This window comes from Trichlorobacter sp. (assembly GCF_034008105.1).
In the GTDB taxonomy this organism is placed as follows: domain Bacteria; phylum Desulfobacterota; class Desulfuromonadia; order Geobacterales; family Pseudopelobacteraceae; genus Trichlorobacter.
The window spans coordinates 114,173-131,659 of sequence record NZ_JAVEPN010000007.1 but is presented as its reverse complement, the minus strand read 5'-3'; the positions used below and the strand labels follow the sequence as shown (position 1 = coordinate 131,659).

Genomic DNA, 17,487 nt, shown 5'->3' with positions numbered 1-17,487 from the left:
ACTTCCCAGGGAGAGACGATGCCAAGGGCCATACCAAAGAGCTGTTCGGGTTGCATGTGACGGGCACCTCCAAAATGAGATGACCGACTATACCACGGCTACCCACTCATTTCGACGAAGAGCCTAACACAATAAGCTACCGTGATATGGATCAAGATTATTCAGCTGCTTACGTCGCGGCGCATGGAATAGATCCTAGTAATTATCCTTTCGTGGATAGCTCAACGAGCGTTTTTGAAGATTATTTTGAAGTGCATCGCGGCTACGCCACCCTTGAAGTGATGGACAAGCGACTGAAGCTGGCTGCCGGTCGGCGCCCCTTGGGCGATAGCGTACCATTAAGTCTCCTCCAGAACAGAGATCAAGTCGATCAGCGGGGCAATCCGTCTCTTTTGGAAACTCTGCACTTTGATGGGGTCACATTGAGTTATGCTCCAGAAAATCTGTCGCTTCTCGGCTCACATTGGCGAATCAGCTATGGTTATGGCTACGACGAGGGGTATGACATTGGGACAGATTCGAATAATGACGAGCAGCTTTTGGCAATAGCCATTGTGCCCGTTAACTTGGACAACGTCGTCACATGGTTCCAGTGGGTGCGAGGATTTGAGCTTTTTGACTCTGGAGATGTCGACTGGTTCAGTGCTGGTGGTCGCGGAAACGTAAAGCTCGGCCCTGGTGATTTGCACGGATTTGCTGATTTTGGAATAAGTGTTACGAGGCCGGGCGGAAGTTCGCACGCTACCACAACTTTTACGGGGCTTTTATCAGGAGTAAGCGGAGTTTCATATAAGCCTGTAAATCAAACCGGTTATGCTGTCTACACGGGCATCAGGTACGATCTGCCTACGCTGACCAAGATTGGGTTTGAGTACAACTATGGTAGCAAATACTGGGTGGCTACAGTGGGGGATGCAACGAGCAAGGCAGGCACAAGAGGCCATGTCTATGAGCCGTACATCATTCAGGAAATCAATCAAAATCCGGTTACAACCATATTTGCTAGAACATTTTTAAGAGTCGGTTACAGATATCATGACTACTATGTGAATGAGAGCACAAGCACCAGCAATTGGGTCGGTGCGCCAGCGTCCATATCTTCGATTACATCGGCAATGCCATCAAGTTTTTCAACTGTGTCACCAGCCAGTAATTCTTACAGCGTTTATGGGGCGTTGGAAGTGCATTTTTAAGCAAGCCCGTTCTACCTGTTAGGCAGACCGGGCTTTCGTTTCTACGCCACCCGATTTTTGGCACGCTCGATGCGGGCAACGGTCTCGGCTATCCCCAGCGCCAACACAATCTCGCCGATGCCGGGGGCCTGGGTGCCGCCGGACAGGGCAACCCGCACCGGTTGGCCCACCTGGGGCATCTTCCAGCTGTGTTCGGCGCAGAGCTCTTTGAACAGGGCATCGACAGCAGCGGCGTCAGCCGGTTGGGCCGCGGTCAGCTTGGCCGCCACCGCCGTAAAGACCGCTGCCAGGTGGGGCTTGTCGAACTTGGCCAGGGCCGCCTCATCATAGCTCTGGGGGGCCTGGTAGTAGAACAGGGCCCGCTCGGCCATCTCCTCCAGGGTCTGGGCCCGCTCCTGCAGGGTGGCCACCACCCCGGCCAGGTCCGGCGCAGCGGTGTCGGTCACACCCCGCGTCGCCAGGTGGGGTTTCAGCAGCTCCGCCAACCGGGCCGGTTCCGAGGTCTTGATGTAGTGGGCGTTCAACCAGTTGAGCTTGTCCGGGTTGAAGACCGAGGGCGCTCGGCCCACGTGGTTGATATCGAACTTCTCGATCATCTCTGGGCGGGAGAAGATCTCGTCATCGCCGTGGCTCCAGCCCAGCCGTACCAGGTAGTTGTTGAGCGCCTCCGGCAGGTAGCCCATCTCGCGGTAGGCAATCACGCTGGTGGCGCCGTGGCGCTTGGAGAGGCGGGCCTTGTCGCTGCCCAGGATCATCGGTACATGGGCGAAGAGCGGCACCGGGTAGCCCAGCGCCTCGTAGAGCTGAATCTGGCGCGGGGTATTGTTGACGTGGTCATCGCCGCGGATGACGTGGGAGATCCGCATCAGGGCGTCGTCGATCACCACGCAGAAGTTGTAGGTGGGGGTGCCGTCGGTGCGGCTGATGATCAGATCGTCCAGTTCGGCGTTGGGGAAGGCGATGCGGCCCTTGATCAGGTCGTCGAAGGCGGTCTCTCCCTCTTCCGGCGCCTTGAAGCGGATCACGTGGGGCTGATCCAGCGGCTGGTCCTGGCGGTGGCGGCAGGTGCCGTCATACTTGGGCTTGCGCCCTTCGGCCATGGCCGCCTCGCGCTTGGCCTCCAGTTCCTCCTGCGTACACCAGCAACGGTAGGCCTTGCCCTCATCCAGCAGTTTTTGGACATGCTGCTTGTAGAGCGGGAAGTTGTCAGTCTGGTAGAAGGGGCCTTCGTCCCAGTCCAGCCCCAGCCACTCCATTCCCTGCAGGATGGCATCCACCGATTCCTGGGTGGAACGCTCGGTGTCGGTGTCTTCGATCCGCAGGATAAAGGTGCCGCCGAAGTGTCGGGCATACAGCCAGTTGAACAGGGCGGTGCGGGCGCCCCCCACATGCAGGTAGCCGGTGGGAGACGGGGCAAAGCGGACGCGCAGGTCTGACATTGGTTACTCCTCGTAGCGTTGGCCCTGACGGCTGTCACGGCGTTTCAGTTCGTTGAGCACAGCATACCACATCTGGTTGTTCTTCAAGCCCCATTGCGGGGCCACCCGGATCTCGATCGGCGACGAGCCGTACAGGCGCTGTACGCTGATGCGGGGCGCCAGTCGTTCCAGGAAGTCGGCAGCGGTGGCCACGTACTGCTCCAACGTGAGTGGGGTGAACTCGCCGCGACGGTACATGGCGGCCAGTTCGGTCCCCTCCACGGCGTGCAGCTGGTGCAGCTTAACCGAGCTGATGCCGGGCAGGCCGTTTAGCAGGTCGGCACTTTTGATGAATTCGTCCGGCTGTTCGCCGGGGAAGCCGTGGATCAGGTGGGCGCAGATATCGAAGCCGCGATTGCTGGCCCGCTGGACAGCAGTCAAAAAATCATCCAGTGAGTGACCGCGGTTGATCTGCTCCAGGATGGCGTCGTCGGCCGATTGCAGTCCCAGCTCCAGACAGACGTAGTGCTGTTTGGCGATCCGGGTCAGCAGTTCCAGCGCCTCATCGGTCAGGCAGTCGGGCCGGGTGCCGACCGAGATGCCGAGCACATCAGGGACCGACAGGGCTCGTTGGTACAGGTCGGCCAGATGCTCCACCGCAGCGTAGGTGTTGGTGTACTTCTGAAAGTAGACGATGAATTTTTCTGACTTGAGCCGGGTACGGTGATAGGCCATGCCGGCAGCCAGCTGCTCTTCCAGGCTGATCTCGGCCAGGGTGTCGCGGGGCGAGAAGGAAACATTATTGCAGTAAATGCAGCCGCCGGTCCCCTTACTGCCATCACGGTTGGGGCAGGTAAAGCCGGCGTCCACGTTGACCTTGCTGACCCGGCAGCCGAAGCGTTGGCGCAGGTAGTGACCGTAGGAGTTGATCCGCAGCTGGGGATGGATATGTTGGGCTGAGAACGACGACATTGAAGACCTTTTGGTTACTGCAGACCCCTTCGGAATGCTTCGGCCGCTGCGGCCGGATCGGGAGCGGCCAGGATATCGGAAATCAGGGCCACCCGGTAGCAGCCGGCGGCAGTCACCTGGGCCAGGTTGGCCTGCTTGATACCACCCAGGGCGAAGACCGGACCCCGCAGCTGCTCACAGGCCTGGGCCAGCGTTGTCAGCCCCTGTGGTTCGCCATAGGCCGCCTTGGAGGGGGTGTAAAAAACCGGACTGAAGGTGACGAAATCGGCCCCCTTGGCCAGGGCGGCGGCCGCCTCGCCCACGGCGTGGCTGGAGTAGCCGATCAGCAGGTCCGGCGCGATGCGGCGGGCCGCCGTCACCGGCAAGGAGTTGATTCCCAGCTGGACGCCGTCGGCCTCCACCGCCAGGGCAATGTCGATTCGCTCGTTGATCAGCAGTCGTGCGTCATAACGGGCCGTCAGGGCCCGTAGCTCCCAGGCCAGGTCGTACAACTCAGGCACTGGCAGGTCTTTCTCTCGCAGCTGCACCGCCCGGACCCCACCACTGAGCGCCGCCTCCACCACTTCCAGCAGCGGCCGCCCAGCGGTCTGGTTGCGGTCGGTGATCAAATAAAGCGAAAAATCGATCACGAGCCGATAATATCGGTCAGCGGACTGGAGGCGGTGGCGTACAGTTTTTTGGGAATCCGCCCGGCCTCGTAGGCCAAACGGCCGGCCTCGACCCCCAGTTTCATGGCGCGGGCCATGGCAATCGGGTCCTTGGCGCCGGCAATGGCGGTGTTCATCAGGATACCGTCGCAGCCCAGCTCCATGGCCAGGGCGGCGTCGGAGGCGGTGCCCACACCTGCATCCACGATCACCGGCACGCTGACCGCCTCCATGATGATCTTGAGGTTGTAGGGGTTACGGATGCCGAGGCCGCTGCCGATCGGTGCAGCCAGCGGCATCACCGCAGCGCAGCCCAGCTGTTCCAGTTTTTTGCAGAGGATCACGTCGTCGCTGCAGTAAGGCAGCACGGTGAAGCCTTCCGCCACCAGCACCTTGGCCGCCTTGAGCAGCTCTTCATTGTCCGGGAAGAGGGTCTTCTCATCCCCCAATACTTCCAGCTTGACCATGTCGGACAGGCCGGCCTCCCGGGCCAGACGGCAGGTGCGGATGGCGTCCTCGGCGGTATAGCAGGCTGCGGTATTGGGCAGCAGGGTGTACTTCTTGGGGTCGATAAAGTCCAGCATGCAGCCCTTGCCCATCTCGGCCAGATTGACCCGGCGCACTGCCACGGTGATGATCTCGGCCCCTGATGCCTCCAGTGCCGCCACCATCTGCTCGTTCGTCGCATACTTGCCGGTGCCTACCATCAGCCGCGAGTTGAACTCCCTGCCTGCGATCGTCAGTTTCCCCGGTGCCATAACGCTATCCTCCTCCCACGAAGTGTACAATCTCGATCCTGTCGCCGTCTTGCAGGGTCCGTTCGCCATAGGTGGCCTTGGGGGCGATCTCCAGGTTGATCTCTACCGCCACCCGCGTCTGCGGAATCTGCAGTTCCTCCAGCAGTTGGCGGATGGTGGTGCCGTCGCCTGCCGTACGTTGTTCGCCGTTTACGGTGATGTTCATAACTGTCTCCTGAAACAAAAAAACCGCCTGGGAGGGCGGCGATTCATGTGAAGCTTGAAATCGGCCGCTTCCCTCCGCCGGAATTACCCGGATCAGGTTCCAAGGGTCGCAAGCCTTTTGGGCTGCTCTCAGTCGAAACTCCCCTAGCGGTAACTGCTTGGTATTGTAAGCTGAAAGAACTGCAATAACCGTAGAGGATTCCGGGCGGCATGTCAACGGGATTCTCCCGGTCCTGTTTGCTGGTTTTTGTGTATACTCATTGCTGCAAAATGCCACGTTTGTGCTATCGTTCCAAAGTCAGGGCCAGTATTCACGGGACGGGAGGGATAGTATGTCTGACAAGCGGGATAAGCAGCGCACCAGAAAGCGTGTTGCCCTTGAGTTCGGCCCTGGCGGAGCCGTGGCACGCAAGGCGTTCAGCGAGGACCTCTCGCCCCTGGGCATGTTCATCAAGACCGCCAATGTCAGTAATCCCAACACCGTACTCAGGATTGAGCTGCAGCACAACGATCAGCTGATCAGTCTGGACGCGCGGGTGATGTGGGCCAAGCGGGTGCCGCAGAATCTGTTTCATCTGGCAAAAAAGGGCGGCATGGGGGTCCGGATTATCCGTTTTCACAGCGGGCACGAGCACTATCTGGATCTGTGCGCCAAGCCGTTCGGCTAACCAGGAATCTGACACGAAAGGTATCGCTATGTGTCGAAAAATCTTTATCGGCGCCACCGGCCAGCACTGTGGCAAGACCACCATCTCGCTGTCGCTGATGCACCTGGCGCGGCGCAAGTACCAGCGGGTCGGCTTCATGAAGCCGATCGGGCCGAAATGCATCCAGTTCCGTGGCCTGACCATGGACAAGGATGCGGCCATGATAGCCAGCGTCTACGGCATGGAGCAGGATGCCCATCTGATGTCGCCCATGACCCTGGTTAGCGACACCACCCGGCGCTTTCTGGATGGAGCAGTCCCCTCAGATGCCCCGCGCAGGGCGATTCTGGAGGCCTGCGCCGAACTGGAAAAACGGTATGACTTCCTGATCATCGAAGGGGCCGGCCACGGCGGTGTGGGCTCGGTGGTGGGGGTTAACAACGCCCAGGTGGCGGCCATGCTGCAGGCCCCGGTGCTGATGGTGACCGGCGGTGGCATCGGCAACGTGATCGACTCGGTGGCCCTGAACCTGCCACTGTATGAACGTGAACAGGCACGGGTCAGGGTGATCATGTCCAACAAGCTGGTGCCGGAAAAACGCGAGGCCTCGCTTTCCTACCTGACCAAGGCCTTTCAGCGTAATGGCCTGCTGGTGACCAGCGCCTTTGATTACTCCCGTACCCTGGCCGACCCGACCCTGCAGCATGTCTCCGATCTGCTGGGGCTGCCGTTGCATGGCGATCTGGCTGATCGCAGCCGGATCTGCCATACGATTCAACTGGGGGCCGCCTCTTCCCAGAAGGTAATTGACAGCCTTGAAGATTCAACGCTGCTGATCGTCACCAGTTCCCGTGACGAACTGATTGTAACGGCCTCTTCGCTCCACCATATCCCTGAGTTCCGGGCACGGCTTGCCGGCTTGATTGTGGCTGGACACGCCCCCATGTCAAACATAACCGAGCGGATTCTGGTTGACAGCAACATCCCCTATATGCGGATCGCTGAAACCACCTCCGAGGTGTATTACCGGCTGCGGGAGCACGTCTCCAAGATCGGGCCGGACGATACGGAAAAGATTGAACTCATTAACGCAACTGCCGAAAAGTATATCAATTTCGACGCAATAGATGCCATGTTGGCGTAAGTGACGCACTCGTGCTGGCCTGCATTGCAGCGAAAAAGCTTGACCTTATCTAGTTGTTTGATATTTTTAGTGAAAAATCGCACCCAGAGGAATGTATGATCCTGGTCACCCGCCTGGACCGTCAGGTGATGCTGCTGAACCCTGATCTGATTGTGACGGTGGAGGAGACCCCTGACACCGTGATAACCCTGTTAAACGGCCATCATCTGCTGGTCAGGGAGCGTGCCCAGGTGCTGCTGAACCGGGTCGTGGCCTATCGTACCATGGTCCTCAGGCGCTCCGGCAGCGCAGGAGCTAACCCCAAATATCTTGCCCGTAGGCGGCTGGGACAATTTGGCCGCCCGAAACAGGATCGGCCGGACCCGCAACTCTCATTCCACCACCAGGATAGCTAGCCAATGGATTTAGCAACAATAATAGGTATTGCGCTCGGGTTTGGCGCGGTTATAGGCGGCGCCGTGCTGGAGGGCGTCCATATCGGCGCACTGATCTCTCCAACCTCTGCCCTGATCGTGCTGGGCGGCAGCTTTGGCGCCACCTTCGTTGCCTTTCCGTTGCCGGCAATCATCAAGGCCTTCAAGGATATCAAGATCGTCATCCTGCCCCCCAAGGTCGATCACGAGACGGTGGTCAAGGACATCATCGGCTATGCCACCAAGGCCCGCCGCAACGGCCTGATCTCCCTGGAGCAGGAGGCCCAGAACGCCCGGGACCCGTTCATCAAGAAAGGGATCTCGCTGGTGGTTGACGGCATCGATCCCCAGAAGCTGCGCGAGACCCTGGAGGCCGATATCATGGCCTTTGAGGACCATCAGAAACATTCGGTGGAGTTTTACGAAGCCGCCGGCGGCTATGCTCCCACCATCGGTATCATCGGCGCCGTGCTGGGTCTGATCCACGTCATGGCCAACCTGTCCGACCCGACCAAGCTGGGGGCAGGTATTGCGGCCGCCTTTGTGGCCACCATCTACGGTCTGATGGTGGCAAACATCATCTGTCTGCCGATCGGCTCCAAGCTCAAGATCCGGATGAAGGAAGAGGTCCTACGGCGGGTAATGATCCTGGAAGGGCTGATCGCCATCCAGAACGGCGAGAACCCCCACTTCATTGAGCAGAAGCTGAAGGCCTTTGTGGGCGGCGACCACTGAGCAGGCTGTTGAAAAACTACTGCGGAGCCCGTCTACTGCGTTGCGCGGTACTCGCTCCTTCGCCTAACTGATCTGTTATGTCTCAGTCGTTGCGTTCCGTGCGCCTTGTAGCCGTGCTGCCTCGTAACGTTTTTCAGTAACCTGTCAGGAGCGGATGTGGCCTTAAAGAAAGAGCCAGAAAAGCATGCCAACCACGAACGCTGGCTGGTCTCCTACGGTGACTTCCTGACACTGCTGTTTGCCGTGTTCGTGGCGTTGTATGCCATGGGGCAGACCGACAAGAAGAAATCTGAAGATCTGATGCAGTCGCTGCGGGAGTCCTTCGGTTACTCCACCCTGGCTGCTGCCGGCCAGAAAGGCGTGCTGCCGGCCGAGGATATTCGTCTGATTCCGGCCATCAAGCCGGAGATGGCGCTGATTCCTATCTCACCCAAGATGCCTCCGGCCGGCCCCAAGCAGGGTGGCCTGGAAAAGGGCCGCGGCAAGGGCCGGGCCGAGGAGCAGCAGTTCAAGGAGATCATGTCCTCCATCGAGGCCTATCTGATCAAGCAGGGCGCCCAGAACAAGGTTTCGCTGTCGATCACCCGGCGGGGACTGGTTGTCAGCCTGAAGGAGGCCGGCTTCTTTGGTTCCGGCTCGGCGGTCATCAAGCCGGAGGGCTACCAGCTGATGAATACCATCATCGAAGCCCTGGTGCAGTACGATAACCCGTTGCGGGTGGAAGGGCACACCGACAACGTACCGATCAGCACCGCCCAGTTCCCCTCCAACTGGGAACTGTCAGGTGCCCGTGCTGCCAACGTGCTGCGCTACATGATGAAAAACTACAACGTTGATCCTAAAATGCTTTCCGCCACCGGCTATGGCGAATTCCGCCCAACTGCCGAAAACACCACCCCTGAAGGCCGCGGCAAGAACCGTCGCGTGGATATTGTACTGCTTTCCGGCGGGGCCGAACAGGGCGAGCCGTAGCGTACCTTCCACTGCCCGCTATCAGGCTGGCGCGCTGATCACCAGTTCGTAGTGCTGCCCTTCCTTGCTGATCTCCACCTGATAGCCCATATTGCGGGCCATCTCCGGGATGGTCACCGTGGCATCACGGTTTTCCAGCAAGAGCCTCAGGCGTACTGCGCCCTGCTGGAGCTGCTGACGGTGATCGTTCATCTCTTTCATGGCAACCAGCAGGGTTGAGGGGCAGATCCTGCCCCGCAGGTCGAAGACCATCTCTTCCATCACGATCGCTCCCCGGCTTACTCAGACCGTACCACCAGTCTGGTCAGAAGTTGGACACCCAGCCAGGTTCCCGGCAACAAACCCAGCACGAACAGGATACTCTGCAGGGCCATGATCGGCAGGCCGCCGGTCAGGTGCCAGATATTGCAGGCCGGCGCCAGCCGGCTGGCCAGACCCATCACCACGCCGCCGCAGAAGGCCGACAGGTACTGACGGAGCGGCGCCTTGAAATACCACTGCAGCTCACCCAGGCGGAAGGCGGACAGGGTGCCCCCCGCCACCAGACCAAGCATCAGCGGTAGCTGAATCAGGGCGATGCCGTCCAGCCGGGGGCCGCCGCCGCCGGTCAGCCGGATACCGAACAGCGGGTGGCTGAAATCAAGCCCCTGGCGCTGAAAATAGTCGAGCGAGGCAACATGCTCCGGTACCAAAGGCAGCAGCAGGTAGCCAGCCAGCTTGGCGTAGGAGGTGGTTACGCCTAACGGGATGCCGGCCAGCAGGGTTGACAGAAACGCGATCAGGGCCAGTAGCAGGGCTGCCTTGCCGGGTTGGATGTGCCCTTGGGGGCCGAACGGAACCTGTAGCAGGCCGCGTCGCCACCAGCGCAACAGCAGGGGAACGGTAATGGTCAGCAGCAGCAGGCTGATCAGCCAGGGTGGCAGCTGCAGCAGTTGCGGCAGGGTGACCGCGCTGCTGCCGAGGGACATGGACTTTGCTCGTGGCAGCCACCAGCCATCCAGTTCGACATAGGCAAGACTGCCGACGATCAGTCCCGCTACGGCGGTTGCCGAGAGGGTGCTGCCGCCCCCCATCCGGTAGAGGCTGCCTACCACGCAGCCGCCGGCCAGCACCATGCCGATGCCGAACACGACGCCCCCCAGCAGGTTAGCCAGCGACGGTGGCCCGAACAGCGGGAAGGGGTAGAGCAGCAGACCGCTCCCGTGTGCCAGTGCATACAGTGCCACCAGACAGGCTATCAGCAGCAGCAGCGCGTAGAGCATGGTGCGGCGGCCAAACAGGAACAGGTCGCGAAAGATGCCGGTCATGCAGAAATCGGCGCGGTGCATCACAAAGCCGGCGGCCATGCCCAACAGCAACTGCCCCAGCAGGATGATCAACTGGGGACCGTTCATGGGGTTTCTGTGCCGGTCGGGTCAGCCGTAACCGTGCTGTTGCCCAGGAAGTCGGAGAACTCTTCCGGCGACATCGGCTGGGCAAAGTAGAAGCCTTGCAGTTCGTCGCAGCCGTGTTCCACCAGAAATTCCAGTTGGTCGACCCGTTCCACCCCTTCCGCCACCACCCGCATATTAAGGTTGTTGCCCAGACTGACGATCGCCTTGGCGATGGTGGCGTCGTCGGGGTTGCAGGTGATGTCGCGCACGAATTCGCGGGGGATCTTCAGGCGATCGATCGGGAACAGCTTGAGATAGCTCAGTGATGAGTAGCCGGTGCCAAAATCGTCGATGGCCAGGTGCACCCCCAGGGCCTTCAGTTGGGCAAGGGTCTGCTGTGCCGTTTCCGGCTCCTGCATCAGCATTGATTCGGTCAGCTCCAGTTCCAGAAAGTTGGCGGCGGTGCCGGTTTCCTGCAGTATCTGGGTCACCGTCTCCAGCAGATTGCCGCGTCGGAACTGGTAGGCGCTGATGTTGACCGCCACCCGCACCGCCGGCAGACCGGCTGCGCGCCACTGCTGATGCTGACGACAGGCCGACCGCAGCACCCACTCGCCGATCGGGATGATCAGGCCGGTTTCTTCGGCCAGGGGGATAAAGCTTTCCGGCGCCAAAAGCCCCAGATCGGGGTGCTGCCAGCGGATCAGGGCCTCGCAACTGACCACCTGATTGGTGCGGGCATCCAGCAGCGGGTGGTAGCAGAGCCGGAATTCGTCACGCTCCAGCGCCCGGCGCAGACTGGTCTCAAACAGCATCCGCTGCATCGCCTTGGTGTTCATGTCGCGGCAGAAGAAGCGGAAGCCGTTGCGTCCCTGCTCTTTGGCCTGGTACATGGCCAGATCGGCATGTTTCAGCAGCAGCGCGCTGCTGTCTCCGTCACTTGGGTAGAGGGCGATGCCGATGCTGCCGCTGCAGATAAGCTCGTGATGTGCCACCTGCACCGGCCGGGTCAGGGTCTCCAGCAGCTTGGTAGCGATATCGGCCACATACTCCTCGTGGCGGATGCCGGGCAACAGGATCACGAATTCATCGCCCCCCAGCCGCGAGATAGTGTCTGAGGTGCGCATCAGATCGCTCAGGCGGCGGGCGACCTCCTGCAGCAGCTCATCACCGGCGGCATGGCCCAGGGAATCGTTGATCGACTTGAAGTGGTCCAGGTCAAGGAACAGCACCGCCACCTTGCTGCGCTCACGGTCGGCCTGGTTGATCAGCTGGGTCAGACGGTCCTGCAGCAGGGCACGGTTGGGCAGGTTGGTCAGGGTGTCGTAGTAGGCCAGCTGGTGGATCGCCAATTCGGCCTGTTTGCGGTCGGTGATGTCGGAGTAGAGCAGGATGATGCGGTGGATAGCGCCTTCATCGTTGTAGATCGGCGCACCGGCGATGGAATAGTGGCGGTCCCGCAGCACGCGATCAACCTGGTGGATTGATTCGCCGGTCTCCAGGATGCACGAGGCGACGCACCCCGGCATCGGACATTCCGGGCAGCCGACCACTGTGCGGCAGACTTGCGGCTGGCCGTTGGAGGGCTCGCTGATGTTGAGCATCTCCTGTAGGCGGCTGTTGTAGGCCAGGGCGTTCAGGTTGACATCCAGCACCAGGATGCCGGCCCCTGCCGAATCGAAGATCGCCTTGATCTCATCGTTGGCCAGCCGCAGGTCGGTGTTGGTCGTGTGCAGATTGTCCAGCACCTGCCGGAACGATTCGGCTACGATGCCGATCGGATCGATGGTGATCAGGTGCTGGTCATCCAGTTCTTCCGGCTTGAGCGGCAGCGTCCCCATCAGGCTGAGCAGCTGGTTGATCTTTTGGCGGATATAGGCAAACGATGCCCGTTCACGTTCCTGCGAAGCGGCAAGCTCGGTGCGTAACTGCTCTATGCGGGCGTTGGCATCGTGTTCTGTCATGGTAATGGTGTACATACTAGCGTGGAATAGCCAGATGTCAAAGTGATCTAATGGTGTAGACAGTTGTAAACGGACTCTGCCCTGAATGCAAACGGGACGGCATCGTCAGATACCGTCCCGTTTGAGTTTTGTTCGTGCCGAGTGGCTAGTAGCGGTAGTGTTCGGCCTTGTAGGGGCCTTCCACCGGCACACCGATGTAGTCGGCCTGCTGCTTGGTCAGGGTGGTCAGTTGCACGTTCAGCTTGCGGAGTTGCAGCCGGGCCACCTTCTCGTCCAGATGCTTGGGCAGGGTGTAGACCCCCACCGGGTACTTGCCCGGATTGCAGAAGATCTCGATCTGGGCGATGGTCTGGTTGGCAAAGGAGGAGGACATCACGTAGCTGGGGTGGCCGGTGGCGCAGCCCAGATTCACCAGCCGGCCCTTGGCCAGCAGGATGATCCGGTTGCCGGAGGGCAGGATGATGTGGTCCACCTGGGGCTTGATCTCCTCCCACTGGTACTTCTCCAGGGCGGCAACCTCGATCTCGTTGTCGAAGTGGCCGATGTTGCAGACAATGGCCTGGTCCTTCATCTTGATCAGGTGCTCGTGAGTGATGACATGGTAATTGCCGGTGCAGGTCACGAAGATGTCGGCCTTGTCGGCGGCGTAGTCCATGGTCACGACCCGGTAGCCTTCCATGGCGGCCTGCAGGGCGCAGATCGGGTCAACCTCGGTCACCCAGACCTGTGCCGACAGGGCACGCAGGGCCTGGGCCGAGCCCTTGCCCACATCGCCGTAGCCGCAGACCACGGCCACCTTGCCGGCCACCATCACGTCGGTGGCCCGCTTGATGCCGTCCACCAGCGATTCGCGGCAGCCGTACAGGTTGTCGAACTTGGACTTGGTGACCGAGTCGTTGACGTTTATGGCCGGGAAGGCCAGCTCGCCCCGCTCGTGCATCTGGTACAGGCGGTGCACGCCGGTGGTGGTCTCCTCGGTCACGCCCTTGATCTGGGCCAGACGGGTGGAGTACCAGCTGGGGTCAGTGGCCAGCTTGTTTTTGATAGCGGCGAACAGGACCGTCTCCTCTTCCGAGCCGGGGTTGGTCAGCACGGACAGGTCCTTTTCGGCCTTGGCCCCCAGGTGCAGCAGAAGTGTCGCGTCGCCGCCGTCGTCCAGTATCATGTTGGAGAAACCGCCGTCGGGCCATTCGAAGATCCGGTGGGTATAGTCCCAGTAGTCCACCAGGGTCTCGCCCTTGACGGCGAAGACCGGCACCCCGGCCTTGGCAATGGCGGCGGCGGCGTGGTCCTGGGTGGAGAAGATGTTGCAGGAGGCCCAGCGTACCTCGGCCCCCAGGGCGGTCAGGGTCTCGATCAGCACGGCAGTCTGGATGGTCATATGCAGTGAGCCGGTGATGCGGGCCCCTTTCAGTGGCTGGCTGGCGGCGTACTCCTCACGGATCGCCATCAGGCCCGGCATCTCGGTTTCGGCTATCTTGATCTCTTTGCGGCCCCACTCGGCCAGGGAGAGGTCGGCTACGACGTAGTCACTCATCAGTAACTCCTTTATATGCATTGGTATATGGCAATAGGTTGTACTATGGCAGGCATAAAAAAGCAAGCCGGGGCATCCCGTTATTGGGGGCCCCGGCTGGTGTGTGTTACGTGGTGCGGAGGTCAGGCCGCCTGTTGCAGTTCCTGCTGCTCACCAAACAGTTCGTCGAAGATGGCCTGCACGGTGGTGATCTTGTCGGCCTTCCAGGCGTTGGTGCCGCAGAACACCAGACCGGTATCCACGTCGCCCCGCTGGGCGCGGTCCAGGGCGGTGACGATGCAGAACCGCTCGCCGGACTCTTTATAGGTACACTTCTTGAGGCAGCCCATCCGGCAGACGGTGTGCTGGTCCAGGTCGTACTGGCGGATGTTGGGGGTGTTGGTCAGGATGGCCCGGCCCGGCAGGCCGGCCGGCGACATCAGCAGGCCGATGTCTTCCTTGGTGCACTGCAGATAGGCCTGCTTGAAGGCCATATCTGCATCGCACTCTTCAGTACAGACAAAGCGGGAGGCCATCTGTACGCCATCGGCCCCTTCGGCCAGGGCATGCTCCAGATCGGCCCGGTCCCAGATGCCGCCGGCGGCGATCACCGGAATGTCGGTGTGGTATTCGTCACGGAAGAACTGCTTGATGGCCCGGATGGTGCCGTACTGGTCGTAGTCGCCGGTACCGATGTTTTCCAGCTTCTCACCCAAGTGGCCGCCGGCGGTGTCGGGGTCCTCCACCACCACGGCGTCGGGCAGGCGGTGGTAGCGTTTCTCCCAGGTGCGGGCGATCAGCTGGGCAGCTCGCAGCGACGAGGCGATCGGTACCAGGGCCACATCAGGTGCGTGGGCGGTCAGTTCGGGCAATGAAAGCGGCAGCCCGGCGCCGCAGACCACCACCTGGGCCCCGGCATCCACGGCAGCCTTGACCAGCGCCTCGTAATCGGACAGGGCCACCATCACGTTGACGCCGATGATGCCGTCCGGCGCAATGGCGCGGGCCTTTTTGAGCTCGGTCTGAAAGGCCTGCAGTTCGGCCTGAAAATAGTTGGTGCCGGTGTAGTGGTCGCTGTTCAGGGCGATGCCGGCCGCCGCCACCAGGCCGACGCCGCCGGCCTTGGCCACATGGCCGGCCAGGCTGCCGCCGGAGATGCGGACCCCCATGCCGCCCTGGATCAGGGGATAGCGCACGGTATGCTTGCCGATAGTTAAAGGTTTGGTCATGGTGGGGCCTCCTGCTGTGATGATGTTACCGTACTACCATAGCAAGACGTCGTTGTCGGCGGTGTAATAGTTGTGTAAAAGCGTTGTTCCTTGACCCCTGCTGCCCGACCCGGCATAATACGCCACCTGTTCCCCCAACCTAATCCCTTCGACGAGGAGGCCACAGCAATGAATAAAGACTGGAAGATAGAAACAGTGGCAGTGCAGGGCGGTTACGAGCCCAAGTCGGGCGAGGCCCGCATCATGCCGATCGTACAGAGTACCACCTTCAAATACGACAGCGCCGAGCATGTCACCAAATTGTTCGATCTGGAGGAGCCCGGCTTCTTTTATACCCGTCTGGCCAACCCGACCAACGATGCCTTTGAGCAGAAGATCGCCCAGATGGAGGGGGGCGTCGGCGCCCTGGCTACCTCGGCTGGACAGGCGGCCACCACCCTCTCCATCTTTAACATCTGCCAGGCCGGCCAGCACTTTATCACCGCCAGCACCTTGTACGGCGGCACCTACAACCTGTTCGCCTGTACCCTGCCCAAGATGGGGATCGAGGTGACCTTTGTCGATCCGGAGGCCCCGGCCGACGAAATCCTGAAGGCCTTCCGGCCCAACACCCGCGCCCTGTTCGCCGAGACCATCGGCAACCCCGGCCTGAACGTGCTGGATTTTGCCAAGTTCTCGGCCATTGCCCAGCAAAAGCAGGTGCCGCTGATTATCGACAGCACCTTCGCCACCCCCTACCTGTGCCGTCCCTTTGAGCATGGCGCCAACATCGTGATCCACTCGGCCACCAAGTACATCGACGGCCATGCCACCAGCGTGGGCGGGGTGATCGTGGATGGCGGCAACTTCAACTGGGATAATGGCCGCTATCCGGAACTGACCGAGCCTGATGTCAGCTACCATGGCCTGCAGTACGTCAAAAGTTTCGGCCCGCTGGCCTACATCATCAAGGCCCGGGTGCAGCTGATGCGCGATATGGGCATGACCCCTTCGCCGTTCAACTCATTCCTGTTTAATCACGGCCTGCATACCCTGCCGCTCAGAATGCAGCGCCACAGTGAAAACGCCCTGGCGGTGGCCACGTTTCTGGAAACCCACAAGAGCGTCTCCTGGGTCTGCTACCCCGGCCTGGCCAGCCACCCCAGCCATGAGCGGGCCACGAAATACCTGCCCAAGGGCTCTAGCGGCGTGTTGACCTTCGGTATCAAGGGCGGCGCCGAGGCCGGCCGTAAGTTCATGGAGGCCACCAAACTGATCGCCCTGGTGGTGCATGTGGGGGATGCCCGCTCCTGCGTGTTGCACCCGGCCAGCACCACCCACCGCCAGCTTTCCGAGGAGCAGCAGATCTCATCCGGTGTGGCGCCGGATCTGATCCGCCTCTCGGTGGGGATCGAGAACGTTGAGGACATCATCGCCGACATCGACCAGGCCCTGTCGGTCAGTCGGAGGTAACAGATGCTGGATATCGCCATCGGCACGTTCGCCATGCGGCCCTACGTGTTCGCCTTTTTCGGGGCCTTCCTCTTGGCCTGCGTACCCCACGTGGGCTGGCGGAAGACCCTGGCCTTCACGGGGGCTGGCTACCTGATTGCCTTTGCCTCGGAGAAGCTCTCCATCAGCACCGGCTTTCCCTATGGCTGGTACTACTACATCGACGCCACCAGCCACAAAGAGTTGTGGGTCTGGGGGGTGCCGTTTTTCGACTCGTTGTCCTACGTCTTTCTGACCTACTGCAGCTACAGCACCGCCCTTTTTATCCTCTCGCCGCTGGCCACCAAAGGCTACGACCTGATCACCCTGGAAACCCGCGCCATTCGTAGCTCCTGGCCAGCCCTGGTGCTGGGGGCCTTTCTGCAGACCTTTCTGGATATCATCATCGACCCCACCTCCCATCAGGGGCACCGCTGGTTCTTGGGACAGATCTACGGCTACCGCGAGGAGGGGCTTCATTTCGGCGTCCCGCTCTCCAACTATGCCGGCTGGCTCTTGACCAGTTTTGTGCTGGTGGCCGTTTTTCAGTGGATCGACCGCCGTCGCGACGAAGAACGGCCGGCCGGCATCATCCGTCTGCCCTTTCGTTCGCTCTTGGGGCCGATCCTCTATCTGTCGGTGCTGATCTTCATCTGGACGGTCACCTTCTGGATCGGTGAACCGCTGATGGCCCTGACCGGCATCTTCATCTTCACCCTGCCGATCCTGCTGGTGACGGTGCTGGCCCTGGTGCGGGTCAACCGGTACCGTCAGGAGGAGTTGCAGGAGCACCTGAAAGACTATCCCTGGTCATCGCTTAACGCCTTGTAGT

At 60.7% G+C, this 17,487-nt stretch carries 18 protein-coding genes and 1 riboswitch; of the genes, 8 read left to right on the top strand and 10 right to left on the bottom strand.

What is annotated here, in order from left to right; translation table 11 throughout:
• The first annotated feature begins 146 nt into the window (after window positions 1-146).
• Window positions 147-1,193 carry a DUF3373 family protein gene (locus RBQ93_RS06095; RefSeq protein WP_320371171.1) on the top strand — a complete coding sequence of 349 codons (1,047 nt, stop codon included), beginning with the start codon at window positions 147-149 and terminating at the stop codon, window positions 1,191-1,193.
• 41 nt (window positions 1,194-1,234) lie between these two features.
• Here RBQ93_RS06095 and gltX read toward each other — a convergent pair whose 3' ends face one another.
• Genes gltX through thiS form a run of 5 tightly spaced genes read right to left on the bottom strand, consistent with a single transcriptional unit; the run spans window position 1,235 to window position 5,193 of the window.
• Window positions 1,235-2,632, bottom strand: coding sequence for a glutamate--tRNA ligase (gene gltX / locus RBQ93_RS06090; protein ID WP_320371170.1), 1,398 nt, complete (start codon window positions 2,630-2,632; stop codon window positions 1,235-1,237).
• 3 nt (window positions 2,633-2,635) lie between these two features.
• Window positions 2,636-3,583 carry a TIGR01212 family radical SAM protein gene (locus RBQ93_RS06085; RefSeq protein ID WP_320371169.1) on the bottom strand — a complete coding sequence of 316 codons (948 nt, stop codon included), beginning with the start codon at window positions 3,581-3,583 and terminating at the stop codon, window positions 2,636-2,638.
• Window positions 3,584-3,597: 14 nt separating this feature from the next.
• Entirely contained in the window at window positions 3,598-4,212 is a 615-nt protein-coding gene (thiE, locus tag RBQ93_RS06080; RefSeq protein WP_320371167.1) for a thiamine phosphate synthase, read from the bottom strand.
• Window positions 4,209-4,988 carry a thiazole synthase gene (locus tag RBQ93_RS06075; protein ID WP_320371166.1) on the bottom strand — a complete coding sequence of 260 codons (780 nt, stop codon included), beginning with the start codon at window positions 4,986-4,988 and terminating at the stop codon, window positions 4,209-4,211. The genes thiE and RBQ93_RS06075 overlap by 4 nt, the downstream gene beginning before the upstream one ends.
• Before the next feature lie 4 nt (window positions 4,989-4,992).
• Entirely contained in the window at window positions 4,993-5,193 is a 201-nt protein-coding gene (gene thiS / locus RBQ93_RS06070) for a sulfur carrier protein ThiS (protein WP_320371165.1), read from the bottom strand.
• A 52-nt stretch (window positions 5,194-5,245) separates the two neighbouring features.
• Window positions 5,246-5,348: riboswitch (TPP riboswitch) on the bottom strand.
• 176 nt (window positions 5,349-5,524) lie between these two features.
• Here thiS and RBQ93_RS06065 point away from each other — a divergent pair.
• The 5 genes from RBQ93_RS06065 (at window position 5,525) to RBQ93_RS06045 (ending at window position 9,103) form a co-directional block, all read left to right on the top strand.
• A complete protein-coding gene (locus tag RBQ93_RS06065; RefSeq protein WP_320371163.1) occupies window positions 5,525-5,860 on the top strand; it encodes a PilZ domain-containing protein in 336 nt (111 codons plus the stop codon).
• A gap of 28 nt (window positions 5,861-5,888) precedes the next feature.
• Window positions 5,889-6,983: an AAA family ATPase gene (locus RBQ93_RS06060; protein WP_320371162.1), complete on the top strand. Its 1,095-nt coding sequence runs from the start codon at window positions 5,889-5,891 to the stop codon at window positions 6,981-6,983.
• Between the two features lie 95 nt (window positions 6,984-7,078).
• Entirely contained in the window at window positions 7,079-7,378 is a 300-nt protein-coding gene (locus RBQ93_RS06055; protein ID WP_320371161.1) for a flagellar FlbD family protein, read from the top strand.
• A gap of 3 nt (window positions 7,379-7,381) precedes the next feature.
• Complete coding sequence (locus RBQ93_RS06050) at window positions 7,382-8,131, top strand: flagellar motor protein (protein ID WP_320371160.1); 750 nt, start codon at window positions 7,382-7,384, stop codon at window positions 8,129-8,131.
• Between the two features lie 156 nt (window positions 8,132-8,287).
• Window positions 8,288-9,103: an OmpA family protein gene (locus tag RBQ93_RS06045; RefSeq protein ID WP_320371159.1), complete on the top strand. Its 816-nt coding sequence runs from the start codon at window positions 8,288-8,290 to the stop codon at window positions 9,101-9,103.
• A 21-nt stretch (window positions 9,104-9,124) separates the two neighbouring features.
• Here RBQ93_RS06045 and RBQ93_RS06040 read toward each other — a convergent pair whose 3' ends face one another.
• The 5 genes from RBQ93_RS06040 to RBQ93_RS06020 form a co-directional block, all read right to left on the bottom strand.
• On the bottom strand, window positions 9,125-9,364 hold the full coding sequence (locus tag RBQ93_RS06040) for a sulfurtransferase TusA family protein (RefSeq protein WP_320371175.1): 240 nt from the start codon (window positions 9,362-9,364) through the stop codon (window positions 9,125-9,127).
• A gap of 17 nt (window positions 9,365-9,381) precedes the next feature.
• Window positions 9,382-10,497 (bottom strand): YeeE/YedE family protein, encoded by a 1,116-nt coding sequence (locus tag RBQ93_RS06035; RefSeq protein WP_320371158.1) that lies wholly within the window; start codon window positions 10,495-10,497, stop codon window positions 9,382-9,384.
• Window positions 10,494-12,440, bottom strand: a complete 1,947-nt coding sequence (locus RBQ93_RS06030; RefSeq protein ID WP_320371157.1) for a putative bifunctional diguanylate cyclase/phosphodiesterase — start codon at window positions 12,438-12,440, stop codon at window positions 10,494-10,496. Before RBQ93_RS06030 ends, RBQ93_RS06035 begins: the two co-directional genes overlap by 4 nt.
• 145 nt (window positions 12,441-12,585) lie before the next feature.
• Window positions 12,586-13,977: an adenosylhomocysteinase gene (ahcY, locus tag RBQ93_RS06025; protein ID WP_413818358.1), complete on the bottom strand. Its 1,392-nt coding sequence runs from the start codon at window positions 13,975-13,977 to the stop codon at window positions 12,586-12,588.
• 122 nt (window positions 13,978-14,099) lie between these two features.
• On the bottom strand, window positions 14,100-15,185 hold the full coding sequence (locus RBQ93_RS06020; protein ID WP_320371154.1) for a nitronate monooxygenase family protein: 1,086 nt from the start codon (window positions 15,183-15,185) through the stop codon (window positions 14,100-14,102).
• A gap of 168 nt (window positions 15,186-15,353) precedes the next feature.
• Between RBQ93_RS06020 and RBQ93_RS06015 the strand changes: the two genes are divergently transcribed.
• Both RBQ93_RS06015 and RBQ93_RS06010 read left to right on the top strand, forming a co-directional pair.
• Window positions 15,354-16,637: an O-acetylhomoserine aminocarboxypropyltransferase/cysteine synthase family protein gene (locus tag RBQ93_RS06015; protein ID WP_320371153.1), complete on the top strand. Its 1,284-nt coding sequence runs from the start codon at window positions 15,354-15,356 to the stop codon at window positions 16,635-16,637.
• 3 nt (window positions 16,638-16,640) lie between these two features.
• Window positions 16,641-17,486, top strand: a complete 846-nt coding sequence (locus tag RBQ93_RS06010) for a carotenoid biosynthesis protein (protein WP_320371152.1) — start codon at window positions 16,641-16,643, stop codon at window positions 17,484-17,486.
• Window position 17,487: the final 1 nt, after the last annotated feature.

Coding starts and splice junctions, on each gene's coding strand:
- RBQ93_RS06095 (WP_320371171.1), top strand. CDS start 147: ATGGATCAAGATTATTCAGCTGCTTACGTCGCGGCGCATGGAATAGAT.
- gltX (WP_320371170.1), bottom strand. CDS start 2,632: ATGTCAGACCTGCGCGTCCGCTTTGCCCCGTCTCCCACCGGCTACCTG.
- RBQ93_RS06085 (WP_320371169.1), bottom strand. CDS start 3,583: ATGTCGTCGTTCTCAGCCCAACATATCCATCCCCAGCTGCGGATCAAC.
- RBQ93_RS06075 (WP_320371166.1), bottom strand. CDS start 4,988: ATGGCACCGGGGAAACTGACGATCGCAGGCAGGGAGTTCAACTCGCGG.
- thiS (WP_320371165.1), bottom strand. CDS start 5,193: ATGAACATCACCGTAAACGGCGAACAACGTACGGCAGGCGACGGCACC.
- RBQ93_RS06065 (WP_320371163.1), top strand. CDS start 5,525: ATGTCTGACAAGCGGGATAAGCAGCGCACCAGAAAGCGTGTTGCCCTT.
- RBQ93_RS06060 (WP_320371162.1), top strand. CDS start 5,889: ATGTGTCGAAAAATCTTTATCGGCGCCACCGGCCAGCACTGTGGCAAG.
- RBQ93_RS06055 (WP_320371161.1), top strand. CDS start 7,079: ATGATCCTGGTCACCCGCCTGGACCGTCAGGTGATGCTGCTGAACCCT.
- RBQ93_RS06050 (WP_320371160.1), top strand. CDS start 7,382: ATGGATTTAGCAACAATAATAGGTATTGCGCTCGGGTTTGGCGCGGTT.
- RBQ93_RS06040 (WP_320371175.1), bottom strand. CDS start 9,364: ATGGAAGAGATGGTCTTCGACCTGCGGGGCAGGATCTGCCCCTCAACC.
- RBQ93_RS06035 (WP_320371158.1), bottom strand. CDS start 10,497: ATGAACGGTCCCCAGTTGATCATCCTGCTGGGGCAGTTGCTGTTGGGC.
- RBQ93_RS06030 (WP_320371157.1), bottom strand. CDS start 12,440: ATGACAGAACACGATGCCAACGCCCGCATAGAGCAGTTACGCACCGAG.
- ahcY (WP_413818358.1), bottom strand. CDS start 13,977: ATGAGTGACTACGTCGTAGCCGACCTCTCCCTGGCCGAGTGGGGCCGC.
- RBQ93_RS06020 (WP_320371154.1), bottom strand. CDS start 15,185: ATGACCAAACCTTTAACTATCGGCAAGCATACCGTGCGCTATCCCCTG.
- RBQ93_RS06015 (WP_320371153.1), top strand. CDS start 15,354: ATGAATAAAGACTGGAAGATAGAAACAGTGGCAGTGCAGGGCGGTTAC.
- RBQ93_RS06010 (WP_320371152.1), top strand. CDS start 16,641: ATGCTGGATATCGCCATCGGCACGTTCGCCATGCGGCCCTACGTGTTC.